This window comes from Vibrio ordalii ATCC 33509, from assembly GCA_000257205.1.
Classification (GTDB): Bacteria; Pseudomonadota; Gammaproteobacteria; order Enterobacterales; family Vibrionaceae; genus Vibrio; species Vibrio ordalii.
This window is the reverse complement of the sequence record AEZC01000012.1, coordinates 18,561-42,872: the sequence shown is the minus strand read 5'-3', so window position 1 is coordinate 42,872 and position 24,312 is coordinate 18,561. Positions and strand designations below refer to the sequence as shown.

The following is a 24,312-nucleotide window of genomic DNA, read 5'->3' as shown; positions in this document are numbered from 1 at the left end:
TCTGTGAATGATTCATTTGGCCATGGCGTCGGTGATGAAGTAATAAAGTACGTTGCAAATCAGGCTAATTCTTTGATGAAAAAAGGCCAAACATTGGCTCGTATTGGTGGTGAGGAGTTTGCGATTGTAGCTTATTTTAATACATCGGAAGAAGCGTTGAATTTCGCTGAACAAATCATTAGTACCATAAAAAACCATAGTTTAATGGCTTTTCCTACCATAAAGGGAATTACGGTTAGTATGGGAGTTGCTTATTACTCGTATTATCGTAAAACGGATGAATTAACTCTTGCTGATGATGCTTTATATAAAGCCAAAACTGCGGGAAAAGATCGTGTTGAAATGACAGTAATCTAAAGAGTCACAATAATGATTCGTTACACATCATCTATAGTTTAGATATAGAGCCTTAATAAACGGATAAACAGAGGTTAGCCAGTCGTTTGCTCAAGTTCGGTAATGTTGGTCAAAGCTTCTTGGTTCGTGTTGCCACAGACCATCGGGCAAGGTTTAAACTCGTGGCATACTTTTGGACGTTCAGGCTTACCAAATAACTTGCACAAATTAGCGTCATTAAGTTGAATGCAACGTACACCAGCTGGCTTTCCTTGCTCCATACCCGGGATGGAGGAAGAAATACTAGGAGCGATACAACACGCACACAACCAAGTCTGCATTCCATAATTGAGTACCAGTAAAAATAAAAGGGTGATGATCGTAGCAGATGTGACCGAAGTGTACAGCAATAGCTTCCTAAATTAACAAGCCGTTTTTATCCTTGAACTTTGGATGGTGTGGAGGTATAACACGCACCCCATTCGTTAAGTAAGATAAAGACTCATGAGCACACCATTCTGGCAAAATAAGAAATTAGAACAAATGACGGAATCGGAGTGGGAGTCGCTTTGTGATGGATGCGGTAAGTGTTGCTTACACAAGTTAATGGATGAAGATAGTGATGAGGTCTATTACACCAATGTCGCTTGCAGTTGGTTAAACAGCGATACCTGCTCATGTAAGGATTATCCAAACCGTTTCAATTCTGGTGAGGAGTGCTTAAAACTGACGCGTGATAAAATTGATGAATTTAACTGGTTGCCGGATACGTGCGCCTATCGTGTACTGTCAGAAGGAAAAACATTGCCGCAATGGCATCCTTTGATTACCGGCTCCAAAGAGGCGATGCACGCCGCGCAAGAAAGTGTTCGCAACAAAGTCGTTTATGAGATTGATGTTATCGACTGGGAGGACCATATTATCAATCATCCAAACCGTAATTAGTATCTAATAGAAATCTAAAAGACTAGAGAAGCAGTAACAAACCACCTATTGTTGCCGCGGCGGAAAAATATTTCCCTGCAGAATAGGAGCTGTCGTCTTCTTCTGGTTTTTTATCTGGATGATCTAACCCCAAAGCACCATGAGCAAACGACTCCACTTTACCTGTCACGGTTTTCTCTTTGTTTTCTAACTTACTCTGTTTGTCGAGTTGTTGCAGCGCTGCGAGCAAGGCTTTGCCTTCATCAGACAAAGTGACGCTATTCTGCTCCACTTTGAGCGGGGCAGAGGGGGTGGATGCCGCTGTAGAATTAGCTTGAGCTTTAACTTGTTGGAGTGAATGCAGTTGCGCTGAGCTTGTTCCTACTGGTGTCATACTTCTCTCCTATAAATGCCATCAGTTAATCTATCGGCAGATTGATGGAAAACTTGTGCAAAATATTCGCATTTTGTATGAAATGTATGCAAGAAAAAAACACGCCGATTTTGTCTAAAAAGAATAAAAAGGCGCATTGGTTGTGGTTTATCAGTCGCAAATGAGATCTGTGTTGCGATTCTTTATCTGTTGATAGGCTTGCATGCGATGCTCTGCTTGAACATAGGCAGTGGGAATTGGCAGTACAGTGAGTTGGAAATCAGGATACGACGTCTGGGTATCCTCTACGGGCGTGATGATGGCAACCTTTAAATCAGGATTTCGACGAAGGATAGAATGCGCCGTGCCTAAACCGTGCTCGGTGTGGAACTTGCCTGCGATGTGCATCACCTGAGCTGTCGGGTGGTTTTGTAAATAATCCACCATGCTTTCTGCCATCGTTTCATCCCAAGTGACCTGAGCTGCGTACTGTTTTTCTGTTTGATCTTTTGAGCCGTGATGCATTGATGCCATGAACTTCGCTTTGTAGGGAGAGGCTGAGGTGTCAATTTGGTTTGCAACCTGAGCCCGCTCTACTGGCGTTAATTTATCAAGGTATTTGATCCCTACTTTGCCGATACAACGTACGAAAGGTTTAGGCGCATTAGCGGCAATGACATCCAACTGCTGTGATTTTGCAAATTCAACCAGTGGGCGGTAGTCACTTTGGTAGTTTGGCCACGCTCTGGTCTGAGAAATAAGGTATTGTTCGCCGATTTCTCCTGCTAGATAGCGGTTCAGTATCTCTTGTTCATCGCGTGAAAATTGTTCCATAGACAAGGCTACATGGGTGTTTTCTCGGCTGAGTTGTGCCAATAGCTCGGTTTGGAAGCGATGAATGGCTGGGTGTGTATGCCACTCACCGACTAAAATGATATCGGCATTTTTTATCTCATTCGGCAGCGAATTGAGATTCAATGGTTTGCCGCTAGGGGTGGATAATTGGTAGTCATAAAAGTGAGCAATGGGCTTCGGCTGGTGCGAAGCACAGCCAAAAAGTGGTAATAGTAGAGCCAGAGAAGTAACTAAGCGCATGAGGGTCTCCATTGTGAATTTGGCATAATAATGGAGACACTGTCGATTTACAATATAATGAGAATTATTATCAAATAACTTTACGGTAAACGCTGATCATAAAATCGGCCTCACAATTAAATTGCTCAGCTTGCTTTAATTGCGCTCGTAGCTCATCACTGGCCCGCCATGCAAACGGCGTCATCTGTAATAAATCAAAAGCATCGTTACCGCTTAATGCCATGGTGTAGTGCAGTTTTTGTTGCTCTACTAATGTAAACCCAGCTATCTCTTCTGCGGTTTCATCGTGCAGTTGAACATTAGGATAGATCCCTTCTTTTAACTGATAGAGGTGCCTTGCCGCTGGTGTAACGGTAATCACCACTCCTTGGTTTTGAATGCAGCGGTAAAGCTCTTGCGCTTTACAGGGCGCATAAATTCGTAATATACCGGCTAGGGAAGCATCGTCAAAGGGCAAGCGGTGGCTGGAGGCAACGACAAAGTTGACCATAGGGTAGCGCTTTGCTGCATAACGGACGGCGATTTTAGAGATATCTAACCCATAGGTGACCGATTGTATCGAGTGTTGTGCAAGCGTTTGAGCGACAAATTGGGTGTAGTAACCTTCGCCGCAGCCGATGTCTAAAAACTGATAAGAAGAATCTTGCAGATACTTACTGCACAACTGAGCGACCGTCTGACGCATCAGATCGTAATGTCCACCTTCAAGAAAACGGCGACGAGCCTGCATCATCTCTTTATTATCACCCGGATCTTTTGAGCGTTTATGATGAGCAGGCATCAAATTGACGTAGCCCTCTTTGGCTATATCAAATTGATGATTATTTTCACATTTCAATATTTGCTGCTGTTGCAACAGAGGTTGCAGGCAAAGGGGGCACAGATACGCCATGAAGATCTCGCTTGAAAAACAAAGGCGCCAGTTTAGCGTCTGCGGCTAGAAATAAAAAGGACAGCGTGATTTCACTGCCCTCAGGATGAGTACGATGATGGAAAATTCGCCAAAAAAGCTTAGTTGGAAAAAACCGTCGTGACGAGCTGATGGCTTTCACCTGGTTGCAAGGTTTTTCCAGCGGATAAGCAAGGGGCATGCAGTGTAGATTCAACACAAAGCATCGTTTGATAACCATCGTCAGGCATATCTGCCATTGATTGAGCGCCTTGAGCCCATGGATTCCACAAGACGGCAGAGTTGTGTCCAGAGTTTTCAACCACTAACGTGCGATTCAAAACAGGATCTTGGACCTGAATTTGTGCTTCAGGCGCGGTATAGACGCGATCAATCGTATCGGTGAGGATGAGTGTTGAACCACCTTGACACATTTTTGCATCTTGTAAGCTGTCTATATATTCAACGCCCATACCTGTAGTAGTGGTCTGGGTAATATTACCAACCTTGAGGTAGCTGTGCAGCGCTGCAGAAAACGTCCATGCTTTCTCATCCGTATTGGTCGTTTCTAAAGTGACTTTTAACTTGTCACCGATTTCAACATAAAGACGAGTTTGGAATTGAAATGGCCAAATAGCCAGTGTTTGGGGCGAATGGTTGAGCCCTAGCACGATAATGACGCCCTGATCGTTTTCTCTATGTTCAATCAGTGCCCATTCACTGGTGCGTGCGAAACCATGGGCTGGTGCAGCAATACGGCCAAACCATGGCCAACAAACAGGGATCCCGCCTCTTAGAGCGGCTTTACCGTCAAAAATGGCCGTGTCACTCATCCAAATGAGCTCATCTTGTCCTTTAGGAGTGAATGAGATGACATGGCCGCCATGCAGTGTAATTCCGGCGGTCGCTTTGTCATGAATAACGCGAACAATTTTAACGCCCTCTTTCTCAACGATAGTGACGTTGTCAGAAAGATAAGTCAGGGTAGGGAGAGATTGCAGATCCATAAATTCGATACCTCATGCCATTCCTACCGGATAAATAAGTGAGGAACGGCTCGGATTGTCTAACGCAGTCCCACATAAGGAAAGGGACAGATACTAAAAAGGCGACACAATGGTCGCCTTTTTGTTCTCAACGAATTTCTTCGCTAAACACTACGATTATTTAGAAACGTGAGCGATTAGGTCTAGAACTTTGTTTGAGTAACCGATTTCGTTGTCGTACCAAGATACAACTTTAACGAATTTGTCAGTCAGTGCGATACCAGCTTTAGCATCGAATACAGATGTGTTGATTTCGCCGATGAAGTCTTGAGAAACAACGGCATCTTCAGTGTAGCCTAGAACGCCAGCGAATTCGTTTTCAGAAGCGCGCTTCATTTCAGCACAAATTTCTGCGTAAGATGCTGGGTTTTGTAGGTTAACAGTTAGGTCAACTACAGAAACGTTCGCTGTAGGTACGCGGAAAGCCATACCAGTCAGTTTGCCGTTTAGTTCTGGGATTACAACGCCAACTGCTTTAGCTGCGCCAGTTGAAGATGGGATGATGTTTTGAGAAGCACCACGACCACCACGCCAGTCTTTCGCAGAAGGACCATCTACAGTTTTTTGAGTCGCTGTCGTTGCGTGAACAGTAGTCATAAGACCAGACTCGATGCCCCACTTGTCATTAAGAACTTTAGCGATAGGTGCTAGGCAGTTTGTAGTACAAGAAGCGTTAGAAACGATGTCTTGACCAGCGTAAGAAGCGTGGTTAACACCCATTACGAACATTGGAGTCGCGTCTTTTGAAGGACCAGTTAGAACAACTTTTTTCGCGCCAGCAGTGATGTGCTTACGAGCGGTTGCGTCGTCTAGGAATAGACCTGTTGCTTCAGCAACCACGTCAACACCGATTGCATCCCATTTTAGATCTTCTGGGTTACGCTCAGCTGTTACACGTACAGTTTTGCCGTTTACAACTAGGTTGCCAGCTTCAACTTCAACAGTGCCGTTGAAACGACCGTGAGTTGAGTCATACTTTAACATGTATGCCATATAATCTACGTCGATAAGGTCGTTAATACCTACAACTTCGATGTCGTTGCGCTCTTGCGCTGCACGGAATACGAAACGACCGATACGGCCAAAACCGTTAATACCTACTTTGATAGTCATTATAGTTGCTCCACAACTTAATTTCTGATTAAAGATAACTGGTAGTAAAATTACAGAACCCAGTAAATGTCTGCAACAGATAATCGGACTTAACTTGTTTAAAGTCAAAAAAAAGCGACGCTTTTTTTCACAATTAGTCGCAAGTGATTAAATTTTAAACTTAATACCGTTTCTGTTTACTCTCAGTTTGCGTAAAATACTTTGGCCTTCCTAAAGCCGTTCAGAAATTACATACTGCCCATTTCATGGTGAGAAAGTATGTGCTACAAAGGCTAGGGTGCGCAAGTCTTTGGCATAAAAAGTACCATAGCAACATTGAGAAGAAGGGAAGTTTTGTAAGTGAAATCAAAGGTTGAAAATAGCGTTAAGCCTGATGAATACTGGCGTGAAAGGCTAACAGATGATGAGTTTTATGTTTGTCGTCAACGCGGTACAGAAGCCCCGTTTAGTGGCAAGTTATTACACAATCGTGACACAGGCGTATACGCGTGTACCTGTTGCAGTAGCCCGTTATTTGTCTCCAACAATAAGTATGATTCAGGGTGTGGCTGGCCAAGCTTTGATGCACCGATCAAGGATACTGCGATCCGCTATCTTGAAGATTTAACGCATGGAATGATTCGAACTGAGATCCGTTGTGCGGTATGTGATAGCCATCTAGGGCATGTCTTTCCTGATGGGCCTCAAACAACAGGCGAACGATTTTGTGTCAATTCAGTGTCGTTAATTTTCAACAAAAAGTGAAAAAGCGGTGAACTTATCACCGCTCTTCGTTTTATGGTTACACTTTGTTAGTCTGTAAATTCGATGGGAATGAGGGCCGGTGTAAATTGCCCCTTTTTGAGTGCAGTGACGATTTTTTCTGCGATGTCGTCCAGTGCATCAAATTTATTTTGATCAAAACCATATAATAATTTGAGTTCAGTTTCTGAAGCGACCGGTATATTGAATGTTTTCCCTACCATTGCCCAGATATAAGCTTTTTCACTTTGCTTAAGTATTTGGTTGGTACTGGCAAGAGATTTGATAGCATCAAGGTTGATACTGCCTTTTGGGCTGAGTTCTAAGGTTCGATGGAGCAAATAGATTGCTTTTTCTCGATCCCGTTGAACATAAAAAGTAGCGAGAGCGTATTGCATTTCTGCTGTATCTAGCTCGGGTTTACCTTCACGTTGTAAGAATTCCCTTTGTGCTCTTTTATCACCAATCTGACTCCAGAGAAAGTATAAGGTTTCCGCGGAGCTGGATGACTGAAGCTCTTGTTCAATCTGCTCTAAATCTTTGCCTGTATTGATGAGTGCTGAAAATCGACGTTGTTTCAGTTCTGTTTGATCAATCGCTTGAATTTGTGAAGCGAGCTCAAGACATTTTCGATAAGCTTGAACTAATCCGTATTCTTTAATCTTGTTGCTATCGCTTGGATTTTTAAGCACTTCAAATCGATGCCAGATAAGGTCCGTGCGTGGAACTCTACATTGCCCATCATTTATATTGAGCCTTTCACAGCGCAAATTAGGATTATCAGCACATAGCTTGTCGGTATCTCTGTTATTCTCAAAGCAGCCACTTATAAGAAGTGATAGGCTGAGAATCATGGGCACTTTTATCAAATTCATAATATTAGCTTGTGATCAAATACACTTATTTATTGGGCTTGCCTTGACTCAATATCATGGCAAGTTATGTTTGTGACGAATTCGTTAATTAAGGATAGACCATGGATGCCGATCAACTCATTAACGCCATCACCACCGAAGCTTACAAGCGATTAATGCACGCTGTTGAAACGGGTAAGTGGCCTGAAGGTACACCACTTTCACAAACACAGCGAGATTCATGCATGCAAGCTGTGATGTTGTATCAATCTAAGCATAATGTAGAAGCGGACCATATGACAGTTGCCGCTGGTGGAGAAATCAGTTTTAAGTCAAAAAGTGAGCTGAAAAAGCGCTTTCAAAACGGACAAGACGATATTGTTCGAGTTAATCCAAACCACGAATGAGTCTATTTTGACTTATACAGAATACGAAAATCCCCAATTCATTGAGTTGGGGATTTTGTTAATGAGGGGAAACACATTGTGGGTGCTTAAAGCTATAAGCTCATTTCACCACGTAACACTTCCTGCATTTTCTGCTTCACTTCTTCATAAGAAAGATTCTGGCTCAGTAAATAGTGAAGCTTGGCTAAAGCGGCTTCTGGTGTCATGTCGTAGCCGCTGATCACGCCCGCTTCTGCAAGTGCACAACCGGTCGCGTAACCGCCCATGTTAACCTTACCTGCTAAGCACTGAGTTAAGTTCATGACGATTACGCCACGTTCTGAAGCTTCTTTTAAATGCGCTAATAGTTGTGCATTTTGAGGTGCATTGCCTACACCAAAAGTTAGCAAAATCATCGCGTTGACTGGCTGTAATAAGGTATTGCGGATCACTTCGTGAGAGATGCCAGGGTACATAGTAATCACACCAATCGGTTGTGGTGTAATGCTATGGACTCGGAAGGCTCCTTGCGGCTGTTCACCAACTTTAATGTTACTGCTGATTTGAATATTGATCCCAGCTTCTAACAGCGGAGGAAGGTTCGGCGAGGTAAACGCATTAAAACCATCGGCGTGTGACTTGACACTGCGGTTACCCCGCATCAACTGGTTATTGAAGAATAACGTCACTTCATTGATGGGGTAATTAGCGGCGATGTGCAATGCATTAAGTAAATTCGCTTGTCCGTCAGAGCGCAATTCGGCCAACGGAATTTGTGAGCCTGTCACGATGACGGGTTTACCTAAGTTTTCCAACATGAAAGAGAGTGCCGATGCGGTGTAAGCCATGGTATCCGTACCATGTAAAATCACAAAGCCATCGTATTTATCATAATTATCTCGAATATCGTTGGCGATTTGTTGCCAATCTTCAGGCGTCATATCCGAGGAGTCAATCAGAGGGTCATATTCATGAATGGTGAACTCAGGCATTTCAGGGCGCTGAAACTCAGGCATGCCTGCGAGTTGTTTCTCCATGAAGCCCGCAATAGGGACATAACCATGGTCGGATTTTAGCATGCCGATAGTACCGCCAGTGTAGGCGATGTAGATATGTTTTCTTGCCATAGCTAGAAATCACTCGTGTAGGGGAACAGAGCGGGGGATTATAGCGTATTCACTTAATATAAAAAGGGGCGCTCAACACAAAGCGCCCCAATGGTTTTTTATCTTTTATAGATTGATATTATTACTGAACTTGGCAGTTTAGGCAGAACGCATATTGCCCTTTTGGATCATTAAAATGGTTGAGTAAGCTGGCATCTTGCACCCATTGTTTTGCTACAGGTTGTAGCGATGCTGGTACCAGCGTTGATACATCAAAACCAAAACGAGCCTGTACTTGATTCATGATGTCTTGCAAGAACTGCTCTGCGGTAGAAAGGGGCTCTTCTACCCAATAAATATTGTAGGTCTCTAATTGTGCCAGTTGAGCGGCGAGCTTAATGGCATCATCAAAGTCACCCATTTGGTCGACTAAGCCATGATCCATCGCATCTTGCCCTGTCCATACACGGCCTTGCGCGACCTGATCGACTTGTGCCAATGAAAGGCCACGGTTCTCTCCCACCAAACTTATGAAACGCTGGTAACCATGGTTAATGCCCAGTTGCAGAGCGTCGGCCACGCCTTTTGTTAGCCCCGTGGTGACACCGATACCTGAAAAAGGTGAGGTTCCTACGCCATCGGTATAAACCCCTAGTTTGTTGAGCCCTTTTTCGAAGGTGGTGAGGACACTAAAAATACCGATTGAACCCGTTAACGTGGTTGGCTGCGCGACAATTTTATCTGCACTCATGGAAATCCAATAACCGCCAGACGCTGCAAGGCTCGACATTGAGACGACAACCGGTTTGCCTGCGTCTTTTAACGCTTGAATTTCATTACGGATAACTTCAGAGGCAAAGGCGCTGCCCCCAGGGCTGTCCACACGCAATACGACGGCTTTGACTTTATCATCGTTACGCGCTTGGCGAAGTAATGCAGCGGTGGTATCACCACCCACTGTACCGCGTGGTTGCGATTCATCCATTATGGTACCGCTGGCGATGATCACCGCCACATCGTCCATTTCAGCGTTAAATGGTGGCTTAATGGTGGCTTGATATTCGTAGTAACCTACAGCGTTGTAGCTATCTTCTCCATTGCTGCCAAATGTTTCGGCGAGCGATCGGCGCATTTGTTGGCGAGTGGCCAATTCATCCACTAGCCCTAATTTTAATGATAAAGCGGCGAGATCTCCCTCGGTCGCTTTTAATTGGGTCAGAAATTCATCCATTGATGGGTTTAACGTTTTCTCGTCAATCTTACGGTTGGTCGCTACGTCATCGACGTATGCTCCCCACAACTGCGTTAACCAGCGAGAGGCGGACTCTTTCGCCGCGTCGGACATATCGTCACGAATAAATGGCTCAATGGCTGATTTATAAGTACCGACCCGGAAAACGTGCGTGTTGACATCCAGCTTTTCCAGCAAAGTTTTGTAGTACATTGAATAGGCACTGTAGCCTTTCAGCATCACCGCGCCATCCGGTGCCAAATAGATTTTATCGGCGTAGCTTGCTAAGTAGTATTGGCTTTGATTATAGAAATCTCCCACCGCGTAGATGGGTTTGCCCGTGGCTTTAAATTCATTGAGCGCTTTAGCAATATAACGCAGCTTGGTGAGGTTGGTTTCTGGCATTTCTCCGAGAGCAAGCACAAGGCCTGTGATTTTCGCATCGTCTTTCGCGTGGCGAATGGTCTCTACTACATCAAATAATACATTTTCTTTGGGTAAGTCTTTGCCAAAAAATGAGCCAGTCACTGAATCCATCGGATTGATGTAAGAACTTTGTTCAACAATTGGTCACGATAAGTTCATCACTAATGCGGACTCTTTTTCTATGGTGGGCAGGGGAGAATCGGCATGCACATACAAGAAATAAATCAGTGCAATACTGAGCAAAAAGAACAGGTTGGTTAAGGCTAAACGAATAAAGGTAATGATTTTCCAAAAACCTTTAAATATCAAGCCGATAAATCGAAATAGTGATCTCATTGTTTCTCCACTGCGGCTATTCGCAAGCGTGTTAAATGAATAAAGGGGATTACCCTTGAGATATTAATGGCTTACATCCTACGTGATCTAGTATACCCAAACAACCGCAAGATTGATCGGTGTTACAAAAATGTAAACACTTGTTTGATTTTTTTTGTGGGCAATAATATTCTGGTCAGACCATAACGCATAATTATAAAAGTGAAGTCGCCATGTACCCACATCTGTTAGAGCCTTTAGATTTAGGATTTACTCAGTTACGCAACCGTGTATTGATGGGATCAATGCACACGGGATTAGAAGAGCATAAGGAAGGGCTCCATAAGCTGGCCGCTTTTTATGAAGAGCGTGCAAAAGGTGGGGTTGGGCTGATTGTGACGGGCGGTTTTTCGCCTAATTTGCGCGGTCGACTTCACCCTTTCAGTGCCGAATTTAGCAAAGCAAAACACGCACGTGCACACCAAGTTGTGACTGAGGCAGTGCATCGCCAAGGTGGAAAGATCGCCTTGCAATTGCTGCATGCAGGCCGATACGCAATGCACCCTTTTGCCCAAAGTGCTTCGGCGATTAAAGCACCTATTGCGCGTTTTGCGCCGAGTGAAATGAGTGCTCGTCAGATAAAAAAAACCATTGATGCCTTTGCCAGTAGTGCTGAATTAGCTCACCTTGCAGGATACGATGGTGTGGAAGTGATGGGCTCGGAAGGGTATTTGATCAACCAATTCATCTGTAAACGTACCAACATGCGTTACGACGATTGGGGCGGTAGTTACGAAAATCGTATCCGTTTACCCATTGAGATAGTGAAAGCGATTCGTGCAGTGGTTGGTAAAGAGTTCATCATCATTTTCCGTCTTTCAATGCTGGATTTAGTCGAAGAGGGCAGCACTTTTGAAGAGGTTTTAATACTCGCGAAGGCACTTGAACAAGCTGGCGTGACCATTATCAATACGGGCATCGGTTGGCATGAAGCGCGCGTTCCAACGATAGCGACTCAAGTACCACGTGCTGCTTTTACTTGGGTAACGGAAAAAATCCGCCCGCATCTCTCTGTACCCGTTGTGACCTGTAATCGTATCAACACTCCAGAAGAAGCAGAAAGAATATTAGCAACGGGTCAAGCGGATATGGTGTCGATGGCGCGTCCGTTTCTTGCCGATCCAGAATTTGTTGCCAAAGCGGAGCAAGGAAAAGCCGCGCTGATCAATACATGTATCGGCTGTAACCAAGCTTGTTTAGATAACGTATTTAAAGGCAAACGAGCCAGTTGTCTCGTCAATCCGCGGGCCTGTTATGAAACGGAAATGGTTATTCGCCCAGCGGCTCAGCCGAAAAAAATGGCGGTGATTGGCGCAGGTCCGGCGGGGCTTGCTTGTGCGACTACCTTGGCTGAGCGTGGGCATCATGTTGATCTGTTTGAAAAAAATGATCGCATTGGTGGCCAGTTCCGCTTGGCGATGCAAATTCCCGGCAAAGAAGAGTTTCGAGAAACCATTCGCTACTTTGCAAATCGTATTGATCAAACCGGTGTGCATCTGCATTTAGATACTGACGTCAATTTTGAGATGCTCGAACCGTACGATGAAGTGGTGATGGCGTCGGGTGTCGAGCCGAGAAAAGTCAAAATTGAGGGTATTGATAACCTAGAAAAGGTGCTGGATTACCAAACGCTGATCCGTGAAAAAACGCCCGTTGGCGAAAAAGTTGCGATTGTTGGTGCTGGTGGCATTGGTGTTGACGTCGCCACTATGCTGACTGAGCCGACAGAGCATACACTTGATGATTGGCTGCATGATTGGGGCATTGATAAAGAGATTACTTATCCCGGTGGTTTGTACCCATTCCCTGATGGTATGAGTGAAAAAACGGTGTGGCTATTGCAGCGTCGCAAAGGACGAGTAGGTAAAGGCCCCGGTAAGACCACTGGTTGGATCCATAAACGCACCTTAGAAAAGCGTGGAGTGACTCTACTGGGTGGTGTCGGTTATGAAAAAATTGCCGCTGACGGTTTACATATCACGCTTGATGGTAATCCTTTGCTGTTAGACGCCGATAAAATAGTGATTTGTGCCGGGCAAGAATCAGTGCGTCCTTTTGAAGATAAATGGGCATCATTGGGTGAGAAGATGCATGTGATTGGTGGTGCCGATTATGCTGGTGAGCTTGATGCTGTGCGTGCGATTCGTCAAGGGGTCGAGCTGGCGATTAAGTTATAATCTATGGTCCAAGCTAGCCGGTGGTGTTATTACTTGGAGTGATCAGCCAGCAATCGTAAAACAACAAAAGGCGCAAATCGCGCCTTTTGTCTTTGCTATGTTCGTGAAGAACACTCTTCGCTTTGCTATAAAATGACCGTTTTGTTGCCATAAACAAAAACGTGATCGTTGATGACTTTGTTCAAGGCCTTACTCAGCACATTTTTCTCAACGTCCCGTCCAGCTTGCGCCATGTTTTGCGCGCTGAATGTGTGATCAACCGGGATCACGTCTTGCTTAATAATCGGGCCTTCATCTAAATCATTAGTGACAAAGTGCGCCGTCGCACCAATGATTTTCACACCGCGCTCGTACGCTTGCTGGTAAGGTTTTGCACCAATGAATGCCGGTAAAAAGCTGTGGTGAATATTAATAATTTTGTGATGGTACTTATCGACAAAACCAGGAGTGAGTACCCGCATATATTTGGCGAGGACCAAATAGTCGGCGTGATATTGGTCCAGCACTTCCAACAATTTCTGCTCATGTTCCTCGCGGTTTAGCCCTTCATGAGAAACATGGTGATACGGGATATCAAACTTTTCGGTCAGATTTTGCAGCGTATCGTAATTGCCAATCACTGCAGCAATATCGACATCCAAGCTGCCATCATAATTCTTAATCAAAATATCGCCCAAGCAATGTGCTTCTTTAGTCACCAAAATAACGATGCGTTTGCGCGAAGAATCAATCAGTTTACGCTTTGCATGTGCAGGCAAGGCTTGGTCAAGGTCGGCTAGAAGGGTGGTGTCGTTAAAGTAGCCTTCCAATTCAGTACGCATAAAAAAGTGACCACTGATGTTATCAACATACTCATTGTTATGAATAATATTGAGTTGATGTTTATAACAAATGTTCGTGATTTTAGAGATAAGTCCGGGCGCATCACTACAATGAGTGAGCAGTGTTTTTCTTTCCATTATTAATTACTTCCGTGCATGATTTTTTTCGTTCTAAAAACTAATTCGTGAGCGAGTAAACGGTGAGGCGCCCCGCAATATAGGGGCTATAATTAATCTATTATTAAGTTTTTTTCAATATATAAACGGGTTCACCGTTAGGCTTTTGCTAATTTTCTTCCTCACAGAGTGTCTTAAGGCGGTATTTATGGATAGAGAACTCCTCGCACGAAAGCTGTATATGGAAAGAGTGAGTGCATTGATGGGAGACCATCAAATTGACGAAATCATTTTGGAAGACATGTGGGAGAGCCGAGCATCACCCGCCGAGGCGGCAAAAGCAATGACCCAAACGGAGAGTGGGTACGAAGGGCCAGCTTGGTTATCTCGTTACCTCAATCGCAAATAGAACACACCTAACTGGCGCGGGTTGCACTTGGATTCGCGCCAGCTCATCAAACCTGACATAATGCCCCGCAACGAATACTGATACCCACTTTTTGATGATTGCAAAAACCTTCTCTTCACAAGGCGCATTAGGTAAAGCCATTGCTGGCTTTCAAGCGCGGCAGGCGCAAATTGACATGGCTGAAGCGGTCGCTAAAGCGATTGCCCAGCAATCGCAATTAGTGGTTGAAGCAGGAACTGGTACAGGAAAAACCTTTGCGTATCTGGTACCGGCGCTGCTCAGTGGTAAAAAAGTCATTATCAGCACGGGTTCTAAAAACCTGCAAGAGCAGCTTTTTCATCGTGATTTACCCTTGATGATTGATGCGCTCGGTTTCTATGGCAATGTCGCGCTATTAAAAGGTCGAGCAAACTATCTGTGCCTTGATAGGCTGAGCCGCCAGATGGTAGAAAGCCACACCAACCAATCTGATCCACAGCTGCTGACTCAATTAGTGAAAGTGCGTCGTTGGTCATCGGAAACCAAAAGCGGTGATTTAGGCGAATGTGAAGAACTGCCTGAAGACAGTGCCATTATTCCAACGATTACCTCGACCAACGACAATTGCCTTGGCAAAGAGTGCCCAAGTTACGTCGATTGTTTTGTCTCGAAAGCGCGCAAAAAGGCGATGGACGCTGATGTGGTGGTGGTCAACCATCACCTTTTTCTGGCCGATCTGGCGATCAAAGAAACCGGGTTTGGTGAGTTGATCCCCGAAGCCGAGGTCTTTATCTTCGACGAAGCGCATCAGTTGCCGGATATCGCCAGCCAATATTTTGGTCAATCAGTCTCCAGTCGCCAAGTTCAAGAGCTGGCGAAAGATATTGAAATCGGCTATCGCACTGAAGCAAAAGACATGCGCCAATTGCAGAAAGTCGGCGATAAACTGGTGCAGTCAGCGATGGATTTACGCATTGTGTTGGGTGAACCCAGTTTTCGAGGCAACTGGCGTGAAGCGTTAGCTTCACCATCGATTTCGCGAGAATTAGCGCGTTTGCGAGACAGCTTAGATTTTGCTATCGATGTGTTAAAGCTTGCGTTGGGCCGCAGCCAGTTATTGGATACCGCATTTGAGCGCGCTAACTTAATTAAAGGACGAATTGATCGAGTGTGTGATGTCTCCATTACCGGTTATTCCTACTGGTATGACACCACGCCGCGCCATTTTAGTTTACACATCACCCCACTTTCGGTGGCCGATAAATTTCACGAACAGGTGCAACAAAAGCAGGGCGCATGGATTTTCACCTCCGCAACTTTGGCTGTAAACGACGATTTTAGCCATTTCACTCAGCGTTTAGGGCTAAAGCCCCAAGCTCAGTTTTCATTACCAAGCCCGTTTGACTATCAGCAGCAGGCGCGGCTGTGTGTGCCACGCTATTTACCCGAACCCAATAGCCCTGGCCTTGCCGATAAATTGGTGCGTATTTTGTCGCCAGTGATTGAGCAAAACCAAGGCCGCTGCTTCTTTTTATGTACTTCCCACAGCATGATGCGCGAGTTAGGTGAACGTTTTCGAGAAGTGTTAACCGTGCCAGTGCTGATGCAAGGGGAGACGAGTAAACAAAAAACGTTGGCCGAATTTATGGAATTAGGTAATGCCTTATTGGTCGCGACAGGGGCGTTTTGGGAAGGGATAGATGTTAGAGGTGACGCATTAAGCTGTGTTATTATCGACAAACTTCCATTTACCGCGCCGGATGATCCGCTGTTGAAAGCGCGAATTGAAGATTGCCGAATGCGCGGTGGCGATCCATTTGCGCAAGTACAACTACCCGATGCCGTCATCACCTTGAAACAAGGGGTCGGGCGTTTGATCCGCGATAAACATGACAAAGGTGTACTGATCATTTGTGATAACCGTTTAGTCACCCGTGACTACGGTGGGCTATTTCTTGCCAGTTTACCGCCCATTCCACGCACGCGGGATTTGGACAAAGTAAAAGATTTCTTAAGTCAAATTTCAGTCACGACACCCGTAACTATTAACAACAATTAGAGACAGTAATGAGCGCAAAGATCCTTGCCTTAGACACAGCAACAGAGAACTGTTCTGTTGCTTTAATGATGAACGGCAAACTGTACGTTCGCAGTGAAGTTGCCCCTCGCGATCACACCAAGAAAATTCTACCCATGGTGGATTCCGTTCTCAAAGAAGCGGGCATCACCTTACAGGAACTAGACGCGCTAGCCTTTGGCCGTGGTCCGGGCAGTTTTACCGGAGTACGGATTGGCATTGGAATTGCACAAGGTTTAGCGTTCGGCGCTGATTTACCTATGATAGGTATTTCGACACTGGCAGCGATGGCGCAAGGCAGCTATCGTTTACAGGGTTACCAACAGGTGGCGTGTGCAATTGACGCCAGAATGAGTGAGATTTACTGGGGTCGTTATACACGTCAAGAAGATGGTTCTTGGCAAGAGATAGATGCAGAGTGCGTCATTGCTCCTAATACTCTTGCTGAGCAAATCAAAGCTGACAGCATCACTTGGGGCTGCGCTGGAACCGGTTGGGCGGCTTATAAAGAAGAGTTAGATACGTTGCCTATCTCATGTCAAATGGGTGAAGTATTGTACCCAGATGCACAGGATATGGTGTTTCTTGCTCAGTATGAGTTTGCCAAAGTAAACACGCTAACAGTGGAAGAGTCGAGCCCTGTTTACCTGCGTGATAACGTGGCTTGGAAGAAGTTACCGGGCCGAGAATAATCAGTGAAAGGCAAGGCGTTGCATTCGTCTTGCTCTAATTGAATAGGAACAGTATGGTTTCAATTAACGGTTTACCTCCTGCGATAGTGCCCGGTAGCAATAGGGCTAATCGCGCAAATAAGAACAATGGGGTAAAGAAAAGCGATGCCAAAACCGGAGTAGGCCAACCTACTAAGGTGGCGAATGCTGTTTCTCATTCAATTCGTCATGTCGATCCATCAGAGATTCATCGGGCTAATCTGGAATACGATCTTCCAGAAGGCCGAGCAAGAAAGGCGATGGAAGAGTACATGGACGTGATGAACCAAGCAAAAAAAGAGGAACTTGCTCAACTGCTTGGGGTCGATATCTACATCTAATCCAACAAGGTCATTATGATGCGATCTTTTTCCACTTCTAAAACGCTACTGCTTCTATCGTCCACATTGTTGCTTGGTGCGTGCTCAAGCTTACCGGATGATCTTCGTGCCAGTAGTGAGGCCGTGATCACCGATTACGCCACTTGGGTCAATACGCCAACCAATGAGCAAGATGAAGTCCGGCTGGGCGGCGTCATCGCCAGTGTGACTAATTTGGCGGATAAAACACGGATTGAAATAGTCAATTTGCCGATTAGCTCATCAGGCCGACCGGATATCGACCGCGAGCCGCAAGGGCGTTTTGTTGGCTATGTTGACGGGTTTGTTGACCCAGTGGCTTATGCGAAAGATCGTTTGGTGACGCTAGTGGGAACCAGCCTTGCTCCAGAAAAAGCCAAAGTAGGTGAGTTTGAATACACTTTCCCAACCATGGCCGTAAAAGGGCTACATTTATGGCGAGTTGAAGAAAGAGTGGTCGTGAATGATCTCGGTACTTATATGTACCCTTGCCACAGCTTATATTGTCGTCAAATGTACATTGGTGCTCGTGAAGGGCGCGTGGTACAAGAAGTGAAATAGCGATGCAACAAAAACAGTACTCTCTTACGCAAGGAATGATTGCGACTCAAGAGGTGGGAAACGCACAAACGGCCGACTTATCGGTCGTTTTTTTGCATGGCTGGTTAGATAATTCATCCAGTTTTCTTACCGTTATCAAAGCGTTAAGTCACCTTGATCCACAGTTACACCTTTGCGCAATCGATTTACCGGGACATGGCCTTTCAAGCCATAAAGCCGACGGTCATTTTTACCCATTTCATGACTATATTGATGATATTTACTCATTTTTGCTCAACTTATCGCCAAACAGGTTAGTGATCGTAGGGCATTCCCTTGGTGTTTTAATCGCAAGTTGCTATAGTGCCGCCTTTCCTGAGCAAGTCGCAGGATTAGTTCAAATTGAAGGGGTTGCTCCATTGGCTGAATCGCCACTAGAGAGTGTGGCTAGGCTGCGCAATGGCGTACTTAGCCGCCAGCGGATCCGGCGTAAGCCTCGTCGTAGGTTACCGAACTTAGAATACGCTGTTGCTCGCCGAGCCGAAGTCAACCAGTTAGAAGCAGCCTTGATCCAGCCCATCGTTGTGCGAGGGGTTGAGCTGCGCAATGATGAGTGGTATTGGCGTCATGACCCACAGTTAAACAGCGATTCCTTGTATCGCATGTCGTATGAGCATGCTCAGCACATAATGGCGCACATCCAATGCCCACAACGTGTGATTCTCGGTACACACGGTTTTTCTGAGTTACGAACTGCTCAAGGTGATTTAGCCGATGATCGGCAAGAGATATTCACTCTTGCTGGTGGTCATCATTGCCATCTTGAGCAACCTTCACAAGTCGCCGAACTAATTTTTGGCTTAGTTAACAAAATTTAAACAAGTGTTTGAGTGTTTCGTGCTCAAGCGCTTTGGCTGTGCTGTAATAGCGAGCATTAAAATATCGCCGTAGAGCAGCCGCCAATAACGAGGAGTATTACCGTGGATAAACCTTGGCTTTCACGCTATCCAACTGACGTACCTGAACTCATCAACCCTGATCAGTACCTCTCTTTAGTCGAAATGTTTGAGCAATCGGTTCATAAATACGCCGATCAGCCAGCCTTTATGAATATGGGTTCGGTCATGACATTTCGCAAACTGGAAGAGCGCAGCCGAGCATTTGCCGCCTATTTGCAAAATGAGCTGAAGCTGAAAAAAGGTGATCGTGTCGCCTTAATGATGCCTAACCTGCTGCAGTATCCAGTCGCGTTATTTGGCGTATTACGAGCCGGTTTGATTGCGGTGAATGTTAACCCGTTGTACACCCCGCGAGAGCTGGAACATCAACTCAATGACGCCGATGCAAAGGCGATCGTCATCGTCTCGAATTTTGCCAATACCTTAGAGCAAATTGTTGAAAATACGTCAGTCAAACATGTGGTATTGACCAGCCTTGGACAGATGTTACCTAGGGCAAAAGGGACGTTGGTTGATTTCGTTGTGAAATATGTCAAAGGGATGGTGCCAAAATATGACTTACCTGGTGCCATTTCGATGTGTAAGGCATTGCACAAAGGTCGCCGTTTACAGTATGTGAAGCCTTTTATGTCTGGCGACGACATTGCCTTTTTGCAATATACCGGAGGTACAACCGGTGTGGCAAAAGGGGCAATTCTGACCCACCGCAACATGATTGCGAATGTGCTCCAAGCGAAAGGGGCATATGGCCCAGTATTGGCCGAAGGACGTGAATTGGTCGTCACGGCATTGCCGCTTTATCACGTCTTTGCGCTGACCGTAAACTGCTTACTATTTATTGAAATGGGCGGGCGTAACTTACTTATCACCAATCCACGCGATATTCCGGGCTTTGTCAAAGAGCTGCAAAAGTACCCATTTACCGCCATTACGGGGGTGAACACGCTGTTTAATGCCTTGGTCAACAACGAAGATTTCCATGAGCTTGATTTCAAAAATCTTAAGCTTTCTGTTGGTGGTGGTATGGCGGTGCAGCGCGCGGTGGCTGAACAGTGGAAAAAAGTGACGGGTATCCACCTGATTGAAGGTTACGGTTTGACTGAATGTGCGCCATTGGTGACAGGTAATCCTTATGATTTAAGTGATTATTCGGGAGCCATTGGTTTACCCGTTCCTTCAACCGAAGTGCGAATTATTGATGATGAAGGCAAAGTTCTGGCTTATGATCAAGTCGGTGAGTTGCAAGTGCGTGGCCCACAGGTGATGCAAGGTTATTGGCAAAGACCGGAAGCGACGAAAGAAGTGATTGATGCCGATGGTTGGCTCTCTACAGGCGATATCGTCAAGTTTGATGAGCAAGGCATGGTTTATATTGTCGATCGCAAGAAAGATATGATTTTAGTCTCTGGATTCAACGTCTATCCTAATGAGATTGAAGATGTGGTTGCACTGCATGGCAAAGTATTAGAAGTGGCCGCTATCGGCCAGCCTCATGACGTGTCTGGTGAAATGGTCAAAATTTATGTGGTTAAACGCGACCCAAGCTTAACCAAAGATGAGATCATTACCCATTGCCGTAAACATTTGACTGGCTATAAAGTGCCTAAGTTGATTGAGTTTAGGGAAGATTTACCAAAGAGTAACGTGGGTAAAATTTTACGCCGCGTACTTCGTGAAGAAAATGATGCCGCCATTGAGCAAGCAAAACGTGCCTAAGCATCAAGTCAGTATGAAAAAATAGTGTTAGAATGCCGACTCGAACCGTCGGCATTTTTATGTCCCCTCTCGTAGGGCTGCCCAAAGTGAGCCATTAGTGAACTACCAAATAATTACCCAACCTAACGACCTACAACGTGCGTGTCTTGCCGCGCGAGATGCTGATGTGGTGATGCTCGATACCGAGTTTGTCCGAGTGCGTACCTTTTACCCACAGCTCGGATTGATCCAGCTTTATGATGGTGAAAACCTCTCTTTAATCGACCCACTTGCCTTTGATGACATGGCCCCTTTTGTCGAGCTACTGCAAGACACCTCCGTGCTCAAAGTGCTGCATGCGTGTGGTGAAGATCTCGAAGTGTTTCATAATGCATTTGGCTGCACACCGTTTCCAATGGTCGACACACAGGTAATGGCGGCCTTTCTCGGCCATGGACTGTCTACCGGATTTGCCGCATTGGTCAATGAATTCTTAGGGATTGAAGTTGATAAAAGTGAATCGCGTACTGATTGGTTAGCAAGGCCTTTATCGCAAAAGCAGTTGGATTACGCTGCCGCCGATGTGTTTTATTTGCTGCCGATTTACGAGAAATTACTCGATAAAGTGACGCAGGCGGGCTGGTGGCAAGCGGCGCAGCAAGAATCTGAACTATTGAGCGTCAAACGCATTAAACAGACTCATCCGGATTTGGCCTATTTGGATATTAAAGGGGCATGGCAACTAACACCGCAAGAATTAGCGATTCTCAAACCCTTAGCTACTTGGCGCTACGAAGAGGCGGTACGCCGTGATTTGGCGCTCAATTTTGTGGTCAAAGAGACAGATTTGCTGACTATCGCTCGTTTGGGATTGACGAGTGCAAGCCGTATGATTGATGCAGGGGCCGATCCGAGATCGATTCAACGTCACAGTGCCAAAATCATTGCATTGGTGAAAGCGGGCCAGCAGACTCCGGCTGATCAATACCCACCTAAAATCGACCCTTTGATGGACTATCCCGGCTATAAACAGCTGTTTAAACGGTTGAAAGATGAAGTCAAATCAGTGTCTCAAACCACGGGTTTAGCGACTGAATTTTTAGCCTCTAAAAAACAGCTCAATCAGCTATTGAGTTGGGTATGGAAGAAAGAGCGGGATCCCGCGCAATTGCCGGATGTGATGCAGAGCTGGCGTTTACCTATTCTCGGTGAACGGCTCAACAAATTGGTTTAGTAAAGTTGGTTTAGTAAAGTTGGTTTAGTAAAGAGAAAGAGCCTGCAATTTTGCAGGCTCTTTTATGATAAGGATTACTTTTCTTCGTCTGGCAGTTTCACGTTCAATTCCAGTACAGAGATATCATCATCTTTGTGCTCAAAAGAGACTTCAACCATCGAAGGGTCAACCGCGACGTACTTAGCGATCACCTTGAGAATGTCTTCTTTCAATTGAGGCAAATAAGTCGGTGCAGGGTCATTTTCACTACGACGTTCGGCGACGATAATTTGCAAACGCTCTTTGGCAAGGCTTGCTGAGGTCGTTTTCTTTTGTGGTCGGAAAAACTCAAGTAAAGACATAATATTAACCCCCAAAAAGTCGTTTAAAGATGCCATTTTTCTGCTCCGTTAGAAAACGAAACTCGACTTCTTGCCCTAATAATCGTTCGACGGCATCAGAATAAGCTTGGCCTGCATCTGACTGATCGTCAAAAATAACCGGAACACCTTTGTTGGAAGCGTTAAGCACAGCTTGGCTTTCTGGGATCACGCCAAGTAAGGAAATATGCAAAATTTCTTCGACATCTTCCACGCTCAACATTTCACCTTGTGTCACACGAGTAGGGTTATATCGGGTCAATAAAAGGTGCTGTTTAACAGGTTCTAACCCTTGCTCTGAGCGCATTGATTTGGAATCCAAAATCCCTAAAATGCGGTCCGAGTCGCGCACAGAAGAGACTTCAGGGTTAGTCGTTACAACCGCTTCATCAGCAAAGTACAAAGCCATCAACGCGCCTTGTTCAATACCTGCTGGTGAGTCGCAAATGACGAAATCAAAGCCCATTGTATCAAGCTCATCCAAAACGCGTTTTACGCCCTCTTTAGTGAGTGCATCTTTATCACGAGTTTGTGAAGCGGGTAGAATAAATAGGTTCTCGGTGCGTTTATCTTTGATCATCGCTTGGTTAAGTGTTGCCTCACCGTTGATGACGTTGACAAAGTCGTACACTACGCGGCGCTCACAACCCATGATTAAGTCAAGGTTACGCAGACCGATATCAAAATCGATCACCGCTGTCTTTTTACCTTTTAAAGCCAAGCCAGAAGCAATTGCTGCGCTTGAGGTCGTTTTACCAACGCCGCCTTTTCCTGACGTTACAACAATAATGCGTGCCATTATGTTTTCCTTGTTAATTTTAAATCGTAAGCGTTTCAAAATGCAGTGAATCATCAACCATGCTCAGCATCACTTTCTTCTGCCAAAACTCACTTTCAATTTGATCGCTAAGCCAATAATTTCCAGCAATGGAGACCAGCTCTGCTTGTAAATCGTGGCAAATAATTTTTGCTTCCGTTTGGCCGCTGGCACCGGCAATGGCTCTTCCGCGCAGTGAACCATGAATGTGAATCGAGCCATCGGCGATCACTTCGGCCCCCGCACTGACGTGATTGAGGATCACTAAATCACTATCTTTGGCATACACTTGCTGGCCAGAGCGAATGGGCGTGCTAATCACCTTGGTAGGCGCTATTTGAGCCGGTGCTTGAGAGGGCGATTTGCTTGCCGCCATCACGGCAAAGCCAGCTTCTGAGGCTAAGTTTTGGCTGCGTTTATCACGGCAACCTGTCACACCGACCGGGATCATTCCCGCTTCAGTGATGCCCTGTTTCAGTATCGAAAAATCAATATCGCCAATCACTTTAGCAATATTGATCACCACAGGTGCAGAGGCAAAAAAAGCAGGAGCTTGGGCGACTTTTTCTTTGAGAAACTCAACGGTATTGGCAACTTCACTGTCGCAAAGGTGTAACACTGACAAAGTAAAACTGCTACCTTTTAGGTCAGGAGTATTCGACATCTTATTTTGACCTCAATAACTAATGGCTTCACTAGAAAGGGCGTTGCCTGAAACTAGGGTTGTCATGTTATATTCCCTGACTTAGCTCAGCAAGTTATCTTGCGGTCAAATGTTTGTTTTAATCTCAAATTTGGTAAAAGTTTAACGTTTCTAACTTAATTGGCTCGAAAAGCCAGTTTATTACAATAAAAGGTTTGTCATGCTTTGCTCTATCTATAAAAGTGCTAAAAAAGAAGGTGCCTATCTCTATGTTACTAAAAAGGATGACTTTTCACAGGTTCCTGACACACTAATGGCGATGTTCGGTAAACCTACTTTAGTCATGGTCGTGAAACTGGAAGGGCGTACATTAGCCCAAGTTAACATTGATAAAGTGAAAGAATCTCTGAAAAATGAGGGTTTTTTCCTGCAGTTACCGCCACCGCCACAAAATTTACTAGAGCAATATAAGCAGCAAAAGGCTCAGCAAAAAGAAAGCTAAGTTTTCAGCTCAAGGAGGG

25 protein-coding genes and 2 pseudogenes are annotated in these 24,312 nt (G+C 45.3%); 14 read left to right on the top strand and 13 right to left on the bottom strand.

The window, feature by feature from the left end; translation table 11 throughout:
- Nucleotides 1–357, top strand: a 357-nt coding sequence (locus VOR_RS0100905) for a GGDEF domain-containing protein (protein ID WP_010317233.1), incomplete at its 5' end; no start/stop codon positions are given.
- 74 nt (nucleotides 358–431) lie between these two features.
- On the opposite strand, the pseudogene VOR_RS17595 reads toward VOR_RS0100905, so the two are convergent.
- A pseudogene (locus VOR_RS17595) lies at nucleotides 432–682 on the bottom strand (YkgJ family cysteine cluster protein).
- A gap of 158 nt (nucleotides 683–840) precedes the next feature.
- Between VOR_RS17595 and VOR_RS0100895 the strand changes: the two are divergent.
- Entirely contained in the window at nucleotides 841–1,281 is a 441-nt protein-coding gene (locus VOR_RS0100895; RefSeq protein WP_010317229.1) for a YcgN family cysteine cluster protein, read from the top strand.
- A gap of 22 nt (nucleotides 1,282–1,303) precedes the next feature.
- Here VOR_RS0100895 and VOR_RS0100890 read toward each other — a convergent pair whose 3' ends face one another.
- From VOR_RS0100890 to gap, 5 genes are all read right to left on the bottom strand, one after another.
- A complete protein-coding gene (locus VOR_RS0100890; protein WP_010317227.1) occupies nucleotides 1,304–1,654 on the bottom strand; it encodes a hypothetical protein in 351 nt (116 codons plus the stop codon).
- Between the two features lie 150 nt (nucleotides 1,655–1,804).
- A complete protein-coding gene (locus tag VOR_RS0100885) occupies nucleotides 1,805–2,728 on the bottom strand; it encodes a ChaN family lipoprotein (RefSeq protein ID WP_010317225.1) in 924 nt (307 codons plus the stop codon).
- A 70-nt stretch (nucleotides 2,729–2,798) separates the two neighbouring features.
- Complete coding sequence (gene rlmA / locus VOR_RS0100880) at nucleotides 2,799–3,620, bottom strand: 23S rRNA (guanine(745)-N(1))-methyltransferase (RefSeq protein ID WP_010317223.1); 822 nt, start codon at nucleotides 3,618–3,620, stop codon at nucleotides 2,799–2,801.
- A 119-nt stretch (nucleotides 3,621–3,739) separates the two neighbouring features.
- Nucleotides 3,740–4,624, bottom strand: coding sequence for a D-hexose-6-phosphate mutarotase (locus tag VOR_RS0100875; protein WP_010317221.1), 885 nt, complete (start codon nucleotides 4,622–4,624; stop codon nucleotides 3,740–3,742).
- Between the two features lie 156 nt (nucleotides 4,625–4,780).
- Nucleotides 4,781–5,776: a type I glyceraldehyde-3-phosphate dehydrogenase gene (gap, locus tag VOR_RS0100870; RefSeq protein WP_010317219.1), complete on the bottom strand. Its 996-nt coding sequence runs from the start codon at nucleotides 5,774–5,776 to the stop codon at nucleotides 4,781–4,783.
- 339 nt (nucleotides 5,777–6,115) lie between these two features.
- Here gap and msrB point away from each other — a divergent pair, with 339 nt between their 5' ends.
- The gene (gene msrB / locus VOR_RS0100865) at nucleotides 6,116–6,520 is read left to right on the top strand and encodes a peptide-methionine (R)-S-oxide reductase MsrB (RefSeq protein ID WP_010317214.1); all 405 of its coding nucleotides are present in this window, start codon (nucleotides 6,116–6,118) and stop codon (nucleotides 6,518–6,520) included.
- Between the two features lie 47 nt (nucleotides 6,521–6,567).
- Here the strand turns inward: msrB and VOR_RS0100860 are convergent, their stop codons facing one another.
- Nucleotides 6,568–7,392 (bottom strand): DUF2989 domain-containing protein, encoded by an 825-nt coding sequence (locus tag VOR_RS0100860; RefSeq protein WP_010317211.1) that lies wholly within the window; start codon nucleotides 7,390–7,392, stop codon nucleotides 6,568–6,570.
- 101 nt (nucleotides 7,393–7,493) lie between these two features.
- Between VOR_RS0100860 and VOR_RS0100855 the strand changes: the two genes are divergently transcribed.
- The gene (locus VOR_RS0100855) at nucleotides 7,494–7,778 is read left to right on the top strand and encodes a YeaC family protein (protein WP_010317209.1); all 285 of its coding nucleotides are present in this window, start codon (nucleotides 7,494–7,496) and stop codon (nucleotides 7,776–7,778) included.
- Between the two features lie 92 nt (nucleotides 7,779–7,870).
- Here VOR_RS0100855 and ansA read toward each other — a convergent pair whose 3' ends face one another.
- Together ansA and sppA are read right to left on the bottom strand one after the other, a co-directional pair.
- Nucleotides 7,871–8,884: an asparaginase gene (gene ansA, locus VOR_RS0100850; protein ID WP_010317207.1), complete on the bottom strand. Its 1,014-nt coding sequence runs from the start codon at nucleotides 8,882–8,884 to the stop codon at nucleotides 7,871–7,873.
- Nucleotides 8,885–9,005: 121 nt separating this feature from the next.
- Nucleotides 9,006–10,856, bottom strand: a pseudogene (sppA, locus tag VOR_RS17590) (signal peptide peptidase SppA).
- A 212-nt stretch (nucleotides 10,857–11,068) separates the two neighbouring features.
- Between sppA and VOR_RS0100840 the strand changes: the two are divergent.
- Nucleotides 11,069–13,072 carry an NADPH-dependent 2,4-dienoyl-CoA reductase gene (locus VOR_RS0100840; RefSeq protein ID WP_010317205.1) on the top strand — a complete coding sequence of 668 codons (2,004 nt, stop codon included), beginning with the start codon at nucleotides 11,069–11,071 and terminating at the stop codon, nucleotides 13,070–13,072.
- Between the two features lie 125 nt (nucleotides 13,073–13,197).
- Here the strand turns inward: VOR_RS0100840 and purU are convergent, their stop codons facing one another.
- Nucleotides 13,198–14,031 (bottom strand): formyltetrahydrofolate deformylase, encoded by an 834-nt coding sequence (gene purU / locus VOR_RS0100835; protein ID WP_010317194.1) that lies wholly within the window; start codon nucleotides 14,029–14,031, stop codon nucleotides 13,198–13,200.
- A gap of 187 nt (nucleotides 14,032–14,218) precedes the next feature.
- Between purU and VOR_RS0100830 the strand changes: the two genes are divergently transcribed.
- The 8 genes from VOR_RS0100830 (at nucleotide 14,219) to rnd (ending at nucleotide 21,972) form a co-directional block, all read left to right on the top strand.
- Nucleotides 14,219–14,419, top strand: coding sequence for a hypothetical protein (locus VOR_RS0100830; RefSeq protein WP_010317192.1), 201 nt, complete (start codon nucleotides 14,219–14,221; stop codon nucleotides 14,417–14,419).
- A gap of 94 nt (nucleotides 14,420–14,513) precedes the next feature.
- Nucleotides 14,514–16,457 carry a DNA repair helicase YoaA gene (gene yoaA / locus VOR_RS0100825; protein WP_010317190.1) on the top strand — a complete coding sequence of 648 codons (1,944 nt, stop codon included), beginning with the start codon at nucleotides 14,514–14,516 and terminating at the stop codon, nucleotides 16,455–16,457.
- A gap of 8 nt (nucleotides 16,458–16,465) precedes the next feature.
- Nucleotides 16,466–17,167 (top strand): tRNA (adenosine(37)-N6)-threonylcarbamoyltransferase complex dimerization subunit type 1 TsaB, encoded by a 702-nt coding sequence (gene tsaB, locus VOR_RS0100820; RefSeq protein ID WP_010317188.1) that lies wholly within the window; start codon nucleotides 16,466–16,468, stop codon nucleotides 17,165–17,167.
- 53 nt (nucleotides 17,168–17,220) lie between these two features.
- Nucleotides 17,221–17,526: a hypothetical protein gene (locus VOR_RS0100815; protein WP_010317186.1), complete on the top strand. Its 306-nt coding sequence runs from the start codon at nucleotides 17,221–17,223 to the stop codon at nucleotides 17,524–17,526.
- Nucleotides 17,527–17,541: 15 nt separating this feature from the next.
- Nucleotides 17,542–18,105, top strand: a complete 564-nt coding sequence (locus tag VOR_RS0100810) for a Slp family lipoprotein (protein ID WP_029626776.1) — start codon at nucleotides 17,542–17,544, stop codon at nucleotides 18,103–18,105.
- Between the two features lie 2 nt (nucleotides 18,106–18,107).
- Entirely contained in the window at nucleotides 18,108–18,962 is an 855-nt protein-coding gene (locus VOR_RS0100805) for an alpha/beta fold hydrolase (protein WP_010317182.1), read from the top strand.
- A 102-nt stretch (nucleotides 18,963–19,064) separates the two neighbouring features.
- Nucleotides 19,065–20,759, top strand: a complete 1,695-nt coding sequence (fadD, locus tag VOR_RS0100800) for a long-chain-fatty-acid--CoA ligase FadD (RefSeq protein ID WP_010317180.1) — start codon at nucleotides 19,065–19,067, stop codon at nucleotides 20,757–20,759.
- A gap of 97 nt (nucleotides 20,760–20,856) precedes the next feature.
- Nucleotides 20,857–21,972, top strand: a complete 1,116-nt coding sequence (gene rnd / locus VOR_RS0100795) for a ribonuclease D (RefSeq protein WP_010317178.1) — start codon at nucleotides 20,857–20,859, stop codon at nucleotides 21,970–21,972.
- Between the two features lie 74 nt (nucleotides 21,973–22,046).
- Here rnd and minE read toward each other — a convergent pair whose 3' ends face one another.
- From minE to minC, 3 genes are read right to left on the bottom strand one after another with little or no spacing between them, the layout of a single operon-like run.
- Entirely contained in the window at nucleotides 22,047–22,313 is a 267-nt protein-coding gene (gene minE, locus VOR_RS0100790) for a cell division topological specificity factor MinE (RefSeq protein ID WP_010317176.1), read from the bottom strand.
- A gap of 4 nt (nucleotides 22,314–22,317) precedes the next feature.
- Entirely contained in the window at nucleotides 22,318–23,130 is an 813-nt protein-coding gene (gene minD / locus VOR_RS0100785) for a septum site-determining protein MinD (RefSeq protein WP_010317175.1), read from the bottom strand.
- A 19-nt stretch (nucleotides 23,131–23,149) separates the two neighbouring features.
- Nucleotides 23,150–23,812, bottom strand: a complete 663-nt coding sequence (gene minC / locus VOR_RS0100780; protein ID WP_010317173.1) for a septum site-determining protein MinC — start codon at nucleotides 23,810–23,812, stop codon at nucleotides 23,150–23,152.
- 199 nt (nucleotides 23,813–24,011) lie between these two features.
- On the opposite strand from minC, the gene VOR_RS0100775 reads away from it, so the two are divergent.
- Nucleotides 24,012–24,293, top strand: coding sequence for a YcgL domain-containing protein (locus VOR_RS0100775; RefSeq protein ID WP_010317172.1), 282 nt, complete (start codon nucleotides 24,012–24,014; stop codon nucleotides 24,291–24,293).
- Nucleotides 24,294–24,312: the final 19 nt, after the last annotated feature.